The 12100-nt window shown below is 58.9% G+C and carries 12 protein-coding genes; 7 read left to right on the top strand and 5 right to left on the bottom strand.

Translation table 11 applies throughout. The features are described 5' to 3' along the window. Window positions 1-49 precede the first annotated feature (49 nt). Both PH562_RS00390 and PH562_RS00385 read left to right on the top strand, forming a co-directional pair. Window positions 50-532, top strand: coding sequence for a CMD domain-containing protein (locus tag PH562_RS00390; protein WP_285170840.1), 483 nt, complete (start codon window positions 50-52; stop codon window positions 530-532). After that, entirely contained in the window at window positions 529-1104 is a 576-nt protein-coding gene (locus tag PH562_RS00385) for a peroxidase-related enzyme (RefSeq protein WP_285170834.1), read from the top strand. Before PH562_RS00390 ends, PH562_RS00385 begins: the two co-directional genes overlap by 4 nt. Before the next feature lie 34 nt (window positions 1105-1138). Here PH562_RS00385 and PH562_RS00380 read toward each other — a convergent pair whose 3' ends face one another. Both PH562_RS00380 and PH562_RS00375 read right to left on the bottom strand, forming a co-directional pair. Next, complete coding sequence (locus tag PH562_RS00380; protein WP_285170831.1) at window positions 1139-2407, bottom strand: D-tagatose-bisphosphate aldolase, class II, non-catalytic subunit; 1269 nt, start codon at window positions 2405-2407, stop codon at window positions 1139-1141. After that, window positions 2404-3402: a tagatose kinase gene (locus tag PH562_RS00375; RefSeq protein WP_285171161.1), complete on the bottom strand. Its 999-nt coding sequence runs from the start codon at window positions 3400-3402 to the stop codon at window positions 2404-2406. Before PH562_RS00375 ends, PH562_RS00380 begins: the two co-directional genes overlap by 4 nt. Before the next feature lie 277 nt (window positions 3403-3679). Here PH562_RS00375 and PH562_RS00370 point away from each other — a divergent pair, with 277 nt between their 5' ends. The 4 genes from PH562_RS00370 to PH562_RS00355 all read left to right on the top strand — a co-directional run bounded on the left by PH562_RS00370 (window position 3680) and on the right by PH562_RS00355 (window position 8205). Next, window positions 3680-4993, top strand: a complete 1314-nt coding sequence (locus tag PH562_RS00370) for an ABC transporter substrate-binding protein (RefSeq protein ID WP_285170830.1) — start codon at window positions 3680-3682, stop codon at window positions 4991-4993. A 292-nt stretch (window positions 4994-5285) separates the two neighbouring features. After that, window positions 5286-6056, top strand: a complete 771-nt coding sequence (locus PH562_RS00365) for an L-iditol 2-dehydrogenase (RefSeq protein WP_285170827.1) — start codon at window positions 5286-5288, stop codon at window positions 6054-6056. Between the two features lie 10 nt (window positions 6057-6066). Then, entirely contained in the window at window positions 6067-7074 is a 1008-nt protein-coding gene (locus PH562_RS00360) for a zinc-dependent alcohol dehydrogenase family protein (protein ID WP_285170825.1), read from the top strand. Between the two features lie 108 nt (window positions 7075-7182). After that, window positions 7183-8205: a LacI family DNA-binding transcriptional regulator gene (locus PH562_RS00355; RefSeq protein WP_113232620.1), complete on the top strand. Its 1023-nt coding sequence runs from the start codon at window positions 7183-7185 to the stop codon at window positions 8203-8205. A gap of 218 nt (window positions 8206-8423) precedes the next feature. On the opposite strand, the gene PH562_RS00350 is transcribed toward PH562_RS00355, so the two are convergent. Then, a complete protein-coding gene (locus PH562_RS00350; protein ID WP_285170823.1) occupies window positions 8424-8846 on the bottom strand; it encodes a DoxX family protein in 423 nt (140 codons plus the stop codon). 76 nt (window positions 8847-8922) lie between these two features. After that, window positions 8923-9750, bottom strand: a complete 828-nt coding sequence (locus PH562_RS00345) for a DODA-type extradiol aromatic ring-opening family dioxygenase (protein WP_285170821.1) — start codon at window positions 9748-9750, stop codon at window positions 8923-8925. 150 nt (window positions 9751-9900) lie between these two features. Here PH562_RS00345 and PH562_RS00340 point away from each other — a divergent pair, with 150 nt between their 5' ends. Continuing rightward, entirely contained in the window at window positions 9901-10815 is a 915-nt protein-coding gene (locus tag PH562_RS00340; RefSeq protein ID WP_285170819.1) for a LysR family transcriptional regulator, read from the top strand. A gap of 195 nt (window positions 10816-11010) precedes the next feature. On the opposite strand, the gene PH562_RS00335 is transcribed toward PH562_RS00340, so the two are convergent. Next, window positions 11011-12033: a LacI family DNA-binding transcriptional regulator gene (locus PH562_RS00335; protein ID WP_285170816.1), complete on the bottom strand. Its 1023-nt coding sequence runs from the start codon at window positions 12031-12033 to the stop codon at window positions 11011-11013. Between the last annotated feature and the right edge of the window lie 67 nt (window positions 12034-12100).

Raw genomic sequence — 12100 nt, 5'->3', positions numbered from 1 at the left:
TGTCGCGCCTACCTAGATGCTATCCCACAGACGCACCGAGGAGCCTGTTTTGACACTCATCGAAACCCTAGTCTCCGTGAAGCCTGGCTCGGCGCTCGCCGAAGCCATGGAAAAGCGCGCGGAGATCCTGCGCCTGAGCGAAGCAGCCCATGACGCCGTGCTGCTGCCGCGTGATCCCGGCGGTCTCTCCTATGGACTTCGGGCAGCGCTTGCCGCCCGCATGGCCCGGCAAAATCAAAACGAGGCGCTCGCGCGCCACTATGATGCTCTCGTGGAACGGGCGGGCGAACCCGCGATTGCCCCGCTCTCCGCACCGGGCACGACGGCGCAGGACCCACGCGTCGCCGAGATCGTTCGTCACGCTGACCGGCTGACCGTCGCACCAAGGGAGGCAACCCGCGCGAACATAGAAGCATTGCGCGCCAGCGGCGTGACCGATGCCGACATCGTCCGGCTCTCCGAACTGGCGGCCTTCGTGAACTACCAGGTGCGCGTCATCGCGGGATTGGCACTGATCGGAGCAAGACAATGAGCGAAGTCGTCCACGCTTTCACCACCAAAATTCCGCGTTGGCAGCCCTATGTCGTTCCGGTCGACCTGGAGACTGCGACCGAGGAACAGCGCGCGGCCATGCAGGTAACGCCGTCCAACAAAGGCATTTCACCCTATGTTCTGACGCTTGCGCACGATCCGGAATCGCTCACCGTCCGCTCTCCCCTGTTCAATCTGATCATGTACGGAAAGGACGGGCTTGCTTCGAGCGAGCGAGAACTGGGCGCGACGGCCGCATCCGTCGTCAACCGCTGCGTCTACTGCGCCGCGGTTCACGCCTCCCGGTTCATCAGCCAGACCAAAAGAACCGACGTGATCGAGGCAATCTTCGCGGACGGCCTCGATGCGGAACTCGACGAGCACCTGCAGGCGATCTTCGACTTTTCCGCACGCCTCTCGCCAACGCCGCCCGAAGCTACGAAAGCCGATGCGCAGGCACTGGCCGATGTCGGCTTCTCTGAATTGGAATCCCTCGACCTCGTCCTGTCGTCAGCCATCTTCGGCTGGGCAAACCGCCTGATGCATACGCTCGGCGAGCCGGTGACCGATTAGGCGGGATTGATCAAGAGAGCCATTTCCGGATCACTCAGCCGACTTGCCGACACGCACGGCCGTACGTTTCGAGGACATCGCCGACAAACGTCTTGGCGATCGCGCCTACACTGTCCTTCGCGGCGATCCTGTCTGCCATCCGCCCGAGGAACTGGCTTGCCAGCGTCGGCGGGATTTCACGGCCATGAAGTGTATCGGTGAGCTTTTGAACGGCGCTGACAGCTTCCGGATAACCCCAGTAATAACGGATTCTGTCACTGTAGCTGTAGCGAAGTTGAAGCCGGATAGCCTCGTCGCTGCCACGGTAATGTCCCGCCCAGTCGCCTGTATGCTTCAACATTAGGCGCTCCATGGTGACGGCAAGATTACGGTCATAGTCCGGGTCAAGTTCCGTTGCGATCAAATCGAGCGCGAAGAGGCTTTCTCGCAGCGCAAACGTCAATCCAGGCCCAACCTTCAGAATTGGAAATCCATCGCGCACCAGCGCGGTCAGCGCACCTTCCGACTGGTAGTCTGTCGAATGCGCTTCGAAAACCAGACCCACTTCATGATCGAGCACGCTGGTCAGTTTCCTCGCGAGCTCAGGTCTGTAGCTAACCACGTTTTCATTGCCGAACTCTACGCCCGGCTGAACGACGAAGGCAATGCATCTGTCGAATGCCTCCGCCAGCCCCTCTCTTGCGAAAATCTCGCGATGGATCTCGATAGTGGCCCTGGCGGCTTCCGCCCCGGTCGGTTCGACGACGTCGAGCGCGTGGTCCGCGCCTCCCGGCACCGGGACTTCCGTCCCCAGCACGTAGAGCGGCTTGGTGCCCACTTCCCGCGCAGCCTGCTCGGCAATTTTGGCAAGCCTTGCCGCCCTTTGAGCCACGATCGCATCGTCGAGGGCGGATGGGTCATCGGCGCATGCCATGGATGCGTCGAGATGGATTTTGGTGAAGCCCGCTTTCACATAGTCAGCCACCATGGCCTCGGCTTTGGCCATCGCCGCGGAGGCGCTCTCTCGCCGCCAGGGATTTGGTCCGAGATGATCGCCACCGAGGATGACGTCGGAAGTCGCCACTCCGTTGGCCTCGGCGAGCGCGAGAACATCTCCGGCGAAATCCGCCGGCGTTTTTCCGGTATAGCCGCCGAACTGGTTAACCTGGTTGCAGGTAGCCTCTATCAGGACGGGACCGCCCTCCCGCCGAGCCAGCGACATCGTCGCTTCAAGCACGAGCGGGTGCGCCGAGCACACCGACGTAATTCCGACCGGCTTGCCCGCGCGGCGCGCATCTGCAAGGCTTTTGAGGAAGAGGTTCATGCCGCTCTCCGTGGATTGGTGGACAGGAAAAAGTCAAGCTGTGCGATGTCGGGCAGACCGGTCATAGGGCCCATCCGGGTCACGTTATAAGCCCCAGCTGCGGCGGCCCGCTCCAAGGAGACTTCCGGGCCAAGGCCTTGCCGGCGCGACGTCAAATAAGTCGCGCCAAAGGCATCTCCTGCGCCGGTTGGATCGACTTCATCAACTTCGAACCCATGGAAATCATATCTCGCGTCCGAGGCCCCGAAGAAGGTCGCTCCCTTCTCGCCGCGTTTCAATACAATTTCGCCGACACCACGGGCCTGTAGCGCCCTGATGGCCGCGGCCTCCCCGTCCGTTCCCGCGGCCACAAAAAGCTCTTCGCCGGACGGCAGCAGAAGATCCGCATTCTGGATCATGGTTTCGAACTGACGCTGGAAATTTCCCGACCCGAGGAGTTCCTTGCGGACGTTCGGATCGAATGAAACCGATCCGCCGCGCAAACGAACCGAACTGATGGCGGCATCGATAACCTTATCTGCCCCTGGAATTGCAAATGCGGATCCCATCACATGCACGTGTCCGGCCTTCGCAATCAAGATTTCCGCCGAGCGGTTGAGGGTTATCGAGCCCGCCGCCGAATGCATGATGTTGAATATGAAGTCCCTCGATCCGTCGTCGCGATAGCGGACGAACGCACTTCCGGTCGGTCGATCGGGCGAGATGGATATGGCCGACGTGTCCACGCCGTCCTGCGTGAGGCGTTCTATGTTCACAGCGCCGAAATCGTCGGCCCCTACCGTTGCGATGATGCCTGCCGCGCCGCCGAGGCGAGCGACCTGATCGATGAATATTGCCGGTGCGCCACTCGGAAACGGGCCGATGAGCGCCTGAGGCTCCTTGAATCCGGACCCGGTGGTGCTCGCCATGATCTCGACGAGTACCTCCCCGACCGTGATCGTCGGGCCGAAGCTTTCCGGGGCTATGCGCCCATTGTGAACCGTCATCGTGCTCATCCTCCCTGCTGCATTGAGCAGGTACGTCTTCCAAAGGCTCGCGTCAATCATAAGTTTACGCATGAAAATTTCTGTGAAAGTGCGTATTTTAATCGCAAACAGGCACATTGATATGAAATTGATGATAATAGGTTTTATTTTCAATTGCTTAGTGATATATCGCCAAAGCGCATCATTCCCTGTCAATAATTATCGATTGACTCTGAGCCCACGCTGGAGAATTTAATATTTACGCACGTAATCTTGTGCGCCAACGCTCGTAAGGAGGAGCGAGACGATGAAGAGGATTCTTGCTGTAATGCTGTCTTCGGCGGCCGGCTGCACGCTGGCCGCAGGTTTGGCTCAGGCTGAGGAATTGACCATCGCCACCGTCAACAATGGCGATATGATCATCATGCAAAAGCTTTCTCCCGAGTGGGAAAAACAGACGGGCAACAAGCTCAACTGGGTCGTTCTCGAAGAAAACGTGCTCCGCCAGAAGCTGACGACGGACATCGCGACGAAGGGCGGCCAATACGACATCATGACCATCGGCGGCTATGAGGCGCCGATCTGGGGCAAGAAGGGTTGGCTTCAGCCGATCGACGATCTCGGCGATGATTATGACTATGGTGACCTGCTTGCGCCCATCAAATCCGGCCTGACTGTCGACGGCAAGCTCTATGCCATACCGTTCTACACCGAAAGCTCGTTTACCCTCTATCGCAAGGACCTGTTCGACGCTGCGGGTCTCAAGATGCCCGATCAGCCGACCTATGATCAGATCAAGGAGTTTGCGGACAAGCTCACCGACAAGTCCAAGGGGCAATATGGCCTTTGCCTACGCGGCAAGCCGGGCTGGGGCGAGAACATGGCTTTCCTCGGAACCATGATCAACACCTATGGCGGCCGCTGGTTCGACATGCACTGGAAGCCGCAGATCAATTCCGAACCGTGGAAGAAGGCCATCAGCGATTACGTCGACCTCATGAAGAAGGACGGCCCTCCCGGCGTGACTTCAAACGGCTTCAACGAGAACCAGGCCCTGTTCTCGACCGGTCATTGCGCCATGTGGATCGACGCTACTTCCGCAGCCGGTCGCGTCTATGATCCCAAGCAGAGCCAGGTGGCCGACAAGATCGCCTTCACGCGCGCTCCGGTCAACGTGACCCCGAACGGATCGAGCTGGTCATGGTCGTGGAACCTCGCGATACCAACCTCTTCCACCAAGGAAGAGGCGGCAAAATCCTTCATCAAGTGGGCCACTTCCAAACAATATGTGAAGATGGTCGGCGAGAAGGAGGGCTGGGTTGCCGTTCCGCCCGGCACTCGCAAATCCACCTACGATCTGCCTGAATATCAGAAAGCTGCGCCATTTGCCGCCACCGTCGAGAAGGCCATCCTATCCGCCGACCCGGCACATCCGACCAAGGATCCGGTTCCCTACACCGGCGTCCAGTTTGTCGCGATCCCGGAATTCCAGGGGATCGGAACGATCGTCGGTCAACAGATCGCGTCGGCGCTTGCGGGCCAGCAAACCGTCAATGCCGCTCTCGACAATGCCCAGAAGCAGGTCGAGCGCGAGATGAAGAAGGCCGGCTACCCCAAGTGAGGTAGCCGGCTCGCCCGCGGTGTCGCGACCGCGGGCCTCCTCCCGGAGGGTTCCGGCAGCGTCGGCTGTCGGAATTCCGGCTTGCCTTCCTTCCCAATCGCGTCCTCCGACCGCTGTCGTCCGGCGCCCGAGGCACGGCGAAGAGGTTTTCGATGACAACGATTTCGCGTGAATTCATTCGGCGGAGACGGCCATCTTTTCAATGAAACGGCATCGCGCTGCACAAGTTCGAAGCCCCTATATCACCACCAACGTTGCGCATTAGGCGCAAGCTCTGTCAGGGAGGAATATCATGAAGCTGAAAGACAAGGTCGCACTCATTACAGGCGGTGCGCGTGGTATCGGGCTTGGCTTTGCGGAGGCCTATATCAAGGAAGGCGCGAAAGTCGTCATCGTCGATATCAATATCGAAAGAGCATCCGAGGCGGCCAGAAACCTCGGGCCGAACGCAAAGGTGATGAAACTCGACGTCACCGATCTCCATGCCATCGACGCTGTCGTCAAGGAGATCGACCAGGCCTATGGCGGTATCGACATTCTGGTGAATAATGCCGCCATCTTCGACATGGCTCCCATCAACGAGATCACCGAGGCCAGTTACGAGAAGGTCTTTTCGATCAATCTGAAGGGTCCTCTCTTCATGATGAAGGCCGTTTCGAATGTCATGATTGGCCGCGGCCGCGGCGGCAAGATCATCAATATGGCAAGCCAGGCCGGGCGGCGCGGGGAAGCATTGGTGCTGCTCTATTGCGCATCCAAGGCAGCCATCATCTCGGCAACGCAATCGGCGGCCTTGGGCCTGGTGAAATACGGCATCAACGTAAACGCCATTGCACCTGGCGTGGTCGATGGCGAGCACTGGGATATCGTTGATGCCCATTTCGCGAAATGGGAAGGCCTGAAGCCGGGCGAGAAGAAAGCTACCGTCGCCAAGTCCGTTCCGATCGGACGGTTCGCAACGCCCGACGATATCAAGGGTCTTGCAGTGTTTCTTGCATCCTCGGACAGCGATTACATTCTCGCACAGACCTACAATGTCGATGGCGGCAACTGGATGAGCTGAGGGATCCGACATGAAAGCAATATGCTTCACGGAAAAGGGCGTCGCGGGGCTGGCCGATATGCCGTTGCCCGTTTTGGCGCCGGGACATGCCCTCATCCGCGTGAAGGCTGGCGGACTTTGCCACACGGATATCGACGTTCTCCACGGCCGCTACGGCGAAGGGTGCTTTCCGCTGATACCCGGCCATGAATATGCAGGCCTGGTCGAGGCGGTCGCCGAAGACGTCACGGGCTTGCGGCCGGGTGCGAGGGTCGCCGTCGACCCCAACCTGCCCTGCGGCACCTGTAGTCTGTGCCGCAAGGGACTGACAAATCTCTGCAAGGAGCTGGAGGCTTACGGCGTCACGCAAGATGGCGGTTTTGCCGAATACAGCATCGTCAGAGTGTCTCATCTGCACGATATCGGCGATCTTTCATTCGATGTCGCGGCTTTGGCCGAGCCGCTCGCCTGCGTCCTCAACGGGCTCGGCAATATCGGCCTGACAACCGGAGTACGGCGCGCGGAAAACGCTCTGATATTCGGCGGCGGTCCGATCGGGCTTCTGCTTGCTCTGTCGATCAGGGCGCAGGGCGTCAGCGACGTCGTCGTTGCCGATATCGATGAAAGCCGTCTGAGCTTTGCCAGCGAGCTGGGATTGGAGGCCCTGCACCCTGCGTCCCCTGAACTCGAAGGCCGTAAACGATCTTTCGATCTTGTTGCCGATGCGACGGGTGTTCCAACCGTCGTGGAGAATATGCCGGAATTTGCACAGGACGGCGGTGCGATCTTGGTGTTCGGCGTGTGCGCGCCGGGTGTCCGGGTCTCGATATCGCCCTTCGACATCTTTCGGCGTCAGTTGACGATTGCCGGCTCGCACTCATTGAATCAGAACCTGCCTGCAGCCCTTGATTTGCTTCGCAAGGACAACGGCACGATGGCACGCCTGATCTCCCATCGGCTTCCGCTCAAGGAGGTATTGCCCTTTTTCACCAAGAGCGGCGCTACGCCCACGATGAAGGTGCAATTTGCCGCGGAATAACCTCGGTTCCTCCCTGGCGGAGGAACTCTCTTTTCCCTCGATAAAGAGTCGGATAGACACTTTTCTATAGAGTCTGGAGACAACATCGTGCCGAAACCGATCAAGACAATGGAGGACTTTTCGGAATTTGTCGGCCTTTCTCGCCCCACGGTCTCCAAATACTTCAACGATCCGAATTCAGTCCGAAAGAAAACGCGCGAGACTATCGAAGTTGCGCTCAAGAAATCGGGATTTCGGCCAAACCTCTTTGCGGTCAACCTCAATCGGCGCCGGACCAATATCGTCGGGATCGTGATTCCAAACTCGGTCGACCAGTTTTATATGGCGCTCACCCGAAGGATCGAAGCGCTGGCGACAGAGGCGGGGTTCTTTCCGCTTGTCTTGTCGACGGATGGGCAGCCCGACCTTGAAGACAGGGCGATCCGCACCCTCAAATCGTTGAACGTGGCCGGCGCGATCATCGCACCGCTCGGCGTGGAGTCCCACCAGCAAACTCTGGCAGAATACGGCAGAAGCGTTCCGCTTGTTTATGTGGATTCGCCATTGGATGACACGTCCGCTTTCGTCGGTACCGATAACCAGCAAAGCTTTGGACTAATCGTCGATTATCTATGCCGTTCAGGCGAGCCTCCGAGCTATCTCGGCATGCCCGATGTGAACACGAACGCGCGTACGCGCGAAGCCGCCTATGTCAACGCGATGACGCGATTCGCGTTGACACCGCACATCCTGCCTTCGACAAAAATCCGAACGTGGGATTTCGAAAGATTCGGGTTCGACGAGATGACGCGCCTCGTCGACCTGAAACGATTGCCGACGAAAACCATCCTTTGCGCAAACGACCGAATTGCATTCGGTGCGATCGCCGCTGCCTACAAGATGGGCCTCAAAGTTGGACATGGCGCGACGTCCGACATCCGCATTGCCGGGCATGACGATCATCCCCTGTCGCGATACGCCTGTCCGCCGATCACGACGGTCGCGCAGAATGTCAGCGAAATCGGCAGGCGGGCAGTTGATATGCTTCTCAGCATGCTCGGCGACAATGACGAGAGCGAGGATCGAGTCGAAGAGACCTCGCCTGCGCGATTTTTATTGTCCGCTGACCTCATGCTACGGGAATCGGCCTAGTAACAAAGCTCCGCATAAACCGGGGGCTGCAAGCCACAATATGGCCTGCTCAACGCGTCGCTGACCGCCTCAACTGGTCTCACGCAAGTCAGCCCTGCCGCGGAACGACTGCAACGCTCGGAACGAAGGCCCAGTCTTATCGGCAGCTACGGCTTTACCAGTTGTCAGGGCTCGGCCTTAGCGATGCGCTCTCGTCTCAAGACGAGAGCGCATGTGCCTTATGCGCCCTCAATCAGCGACATCTGCTTCGAAGACGGACGCAGGATATTGTCCAAAGCCCAGCTACCGGCACCGGCAAAGGCGATGAACAAGAAGATGAAGCAGAACATGATCGCTGCCTCACCCATATTGAGTGCCGGCCAGAAGCCCTGCGGAGCATGCGCCATCCAGTAAGCGGCTGCCATTTCGCCCGAAGCGACGAAAGCGGCGATGCGCGTGAAGAGGCCGACGGTCATCAGCAATCCGGTGACGATCTCGATTGCGCCGGCAGCAAGCATGATGGCCGGCAATGGATAGGTCACGCCCGGAATCGCTGCCGGGAACTGGAAGAATTTCATGGTCGCATGTTCGAGGAACAGCAATGCGGTCACGATCCGCAGGATCGCAAGAACATGAGGGGTCCATTTCGTGGTATTCAACATGGTATTTCTCCTGAATGGCCGCCAGATCATCAGGCGGCTGTGCCTTTGAGTTCGAAATTTTCCTTCCAGAGCGCCATCATCGGCCTGAGGGGGCGTCGCCGAAACGGAAGCTGGATGCCGTCAGCCCGCCGGCGAAATCAGTCTGATGGTAGGTGACGGCGCCGGGCTCGTCGCTTGCGGCACCCACGGCCACCATCAACGGAATGAGATGATCCTCGCGCGGATGCGCTGCGCGGGCCGAAGGGGCCCGTTCCCATTCGAGCAAAAGCTTTGCGCGCTCATAGGGTGATGAGTGGATCAGCGTCTGCTGGAGCCAGGCGTCGAACTGACGGGACGGCTCGTAGCCCTCCTTCCCGCGCATGGCGGGCAGATTGTGATAGCTGAGGCCGCTTCCGATGATCAGCACGCCCTCGTCGCGCAGCGACGCCAGCGCACGCCCAACCTCGAGATGCAAGGCCGGATCGTATCCGGCATCCAGAGACAGCTGAACGACCGGAACGCTTTCCTCCGGATAAAGCGGTTTCAGAATGCTGAAAGTCCCGTGGTCGAAGCCGCGGGTCGGATCGAGCCCGGCCTCGATCCCGCGCGCATGCAGCAAAGCCTGTACCCGCTTGGCAAGCTCGGGTTCGCCCGGAGCGCCGTATTTGATATGATAGAGATACTCCGGAAAGCCATGATAGTCGTAGACCATCCCAGGATGGGCTCCTGAGGATATGGAGAAGCCCTTCTCTTCCCAATGGCCCGAGACAACCAGGATCGCCCGGACCGTATTCCCCAGCTCGGCACGCATCTCGATCAGAGACTGTTCGAGCTTGTCGAAATTATTGCGGAATTCACCACTCATGTAGGGCCAGGGGCCACCGCCGTGACTGATGAAGTAGGTCGGAAGACGAAGCTTGTTCACGTGTTCATCCTTGTCGCGGGGCACCCATCATCCAACTCGAGACCGGAGAGAATGATGGAGGCCGGTCGTGTATCTGGCCAAACTAACTTTTCTCATTTATTGATCAATACAGCTTATATTGAAGAAACATTTCCTGTGAGTTGATGATCGATGGATACGCTAACGAGCTTGCGGGTCTTTTGCGCAGTGGCGGAGTTCAAGAGCTTTACAGCGGCGGCGGATCGGCTTGGCCTCTCGCCGGCAATGGCGAGCAAACATGTGATGCACCTTGAGAACCGGCTGGGAACCCGGCTGCTGAATCGAACCAGCCGGCATGTCAGCATGACGGAAAGCGGCATGCTCTATTTCAATCAAGCCCGGCAGATGCTCGATGGACTGGACGAGGTGGAAGCGGCCGTCAGCAACGTCACGGTCATGCCGCGTGGAACTTTGCGGCTCAGCGCACCGGTATGGGCAGCGAACACGCTCGTCGCCCGGATGATCGCCGAATACCACCAGCGCTATCCCGACGTGCGCTTCGACATGGATCTCAGCGGTCGGATCGTCAATCTGGTTGATGAGGGCTTCGACCTCGCCCTGCGGGCGACTTCCCCCGAGCGGCTCGATCCCAATCTCATCGCCCGACCGTTAACGCGCGTTGCTTTTCATCTCGTCGGATCTCCGGCCTATCTGTCCCGTACAGGCCGTCCGAGAGAGCTCGCTGATCTCAATGGTCACGCGCTGCTGGCCTATAGCGGCATGAACGCGAATGGCAGCATAGCCGTCGCCGGGCAGGACGGCACTCAGACCGTGAACTTCCGTCCCGTCATGCAAAGCGAAAACGAGATCATGCTGCATCTGGCAGCGCTTGAGGGCATGGGGCTGGTTTTTCTGCCGATGTGGATGGCGCAAAACGATATCTCTGATGGCCGATTGGAGATGGTGCTGCCGAAAGCCGTGACATTCGATGCCACGCTGCATGCGGTCTATCCCAGCAGGAAATACCTTTCCGCAAAGGTTCGAACCTTCATCGATTTCCTCGCTTCGCGGCCAAACCTGTGCTTGGGGACGACCGAAGACCGCTGATCGCATAGGTTCATTTCAGTTGGATGTTTCCTGCGAACCGTCTGCCTTGCATCTTCTGATACTCCCCAGTGCTTTTTCGCCACCGCAACAAAACCAGCTATCCGGCTGGAGCGAAAATCCGGCTGTACCCATGCCGAAACAGGGGAGCCGGACGCGGCCAGGCCCGTCGTTCTGCCTTTTTGTCCGGATTACGCGTCAAGTGCTGCCGCGTAATTCCACGCGGGGCTCGATCAGCAAATGTCTGGCGTCGCGCCGGCCATCGATCCTGCTGAGCAGCACCTCCGCAGCCGTCCGCCCGAGCTGCATCTGATTTTGATCGACGCTCGTCAGGCCGACAAGCGGTATGGCGGCCATCGGAGAGTTGTCGTAGCCGATGATCGCAAGATCTTCAGGCACGCGAATTGCGCTTGTCCGCGCCGCATTGAGCAAGGGGACGGCATCGAGATCGGACCATACGAAAACTGCGCGCGGCCGGTCCTTTGAATCGAGGAAATTCCGGATCGCCCGCTCGCGATCGACAGCGACCGGCGGCAGCCGGATGATGCGTCCCTCAAGCCCGGCCTGCTTCATGGCATCGAGGTAGCCCTCTTCGCGCTGTACGGCAACGATGGTCGCCGGCGAATCCAGGAGGTCATAGCTCAGCATGGCGATATCCCTATAGCCTGCATGCAGGGCGGCCTCGACAGCCAGATATCCGCCTCGGCGATCGTCCGAATTGACGGTGTCATAGGTTTCGGCATGCGGCTCGTGATGCGCGATGACCACGATCGGAATCTGCCGCGCATAGCGCTCCAGAATCTTGCCGGATATGCGCGGGGCGATGATCACGACCCCATCCATCCGGTTGTCGATCATCGATTCGATCATTGACGCTTCGATCGAGCTCGCGGAACGCCCAATGCCGATCAATGCCTTGAAGCCATTTTCCGACAGGGCGGCATTGGCCTCCTCGATCACGCCTGGAAGGAACGGGTTCGATAGTTCGATCACCAGAACACCAACGGTCTGCGTCCGCCCACGCATCGCTCGCGCGGCAACCGATGGGCGATAGCGAAGCTTTTCGATCGAGGCTTCGACCCTGCCTCTCAGGCTGTCGCTGACGCCATAAGCATTGCGCAAGACTTTCGATACCGCCGCAACAGACACACCTGCATCTTCTGCCACATGCCGGATGGTTACCCTCTCCTGCGCCGCGTTAACGATCTGATTTTTCGTCATAAACTGTCTCAATCCCCGATCTGGGCAAATTATAGGCACAAAACTCTTGCGCCGCAATCGATTGTGT

Origin of the sequence: Rhizobium centroccidentale, from assembly GCF_030182565.1 — a bacterium.
Classification (GTDB): Bacteria; Pseudomonadota; Alphaproteobacteria; order Rhizobiales; family Rhizobiaceae; genus Rhizobium.
Note: the sequence above shows the minus strand (reverse complement) of the source record. Positions and strands in the feature narration are given on the sequence as shown.

Excerpts from the sequence above, each read along its gene's own strand:
- PH562_RS00385 (WP_285170834.1), top strand. The coding sequence starts at position 529 with ATGAGCGAAGTCGTCCACGCTTTCACCACCAAAATTCCGCGTTGGCAG.
- PH562_RS00380 (WP_285170831.1), bottom strand. The coding sequence starts at position 2,407 with ATGAACCTCTTCCTCAAAAGCCTTGCAGATGCGCGCCGCGCGGGCAAG.
- PH562_RS00375 (WP_285171161.1), bottom strand. The coding sequence starts at position 3,402 with ATGAGCACGATGACGGTTCACAATGGGCGCATAGCCCCGGAAAGCTTC.
- PH562_RS00370 (WP_285170830.1), top strand. The coding sequence starts at position 3,680 with ATGAAGAGGATTCTTGCTGTAATGCTGTCTTCGGCGGCCGGCTGCACG.
- PH562_RS00365 (WP_285170827.1), top strand. The coding sequence starts at position 5,286 with ATGAAGCTGAAAGACAAGGTCGCACTCATTACAGGCGGTGCGCGTGGT.
- PH562_RS00360 (WP_285170825.1), top strand. The coding sequence starts at position 6,067 with ATGAAAGCAATATGCTTCACGGAAAAGGGCGTCGCGGGGCTGGCCGAT.
- PH562_RS00355 (WP_113232620.1), top strand. The coding sequence starts at position 7,183 with ATGGAGGACTTTTCGGAATTTGTCGGCCTTTCTCGCCCCACGGTCTCC.
- PH562_RS00350 (WP_285170823.1), bottom strand. The coding sequence starts at position 8,846 with ATGTTGAATACCACGAAATGGACCCCTCATGTTCTTGCGATCCTGCGG.
- PH562_RS00340 (WP_285170819.1), top strand. The coding sequence starts at position 9,901 with ATGGATACGCTAACGAGCTTGCGGGTCTTTTGCGCAGTGGCGGAGTTC.
- PH562_RS00335 (WP_285170816.1), bottom strand. The coding sequence starts at position 12,033 with ATGACGAAAAATCAGATCGTTAACGCGGCGCAGGAGAGGGTAACCATC.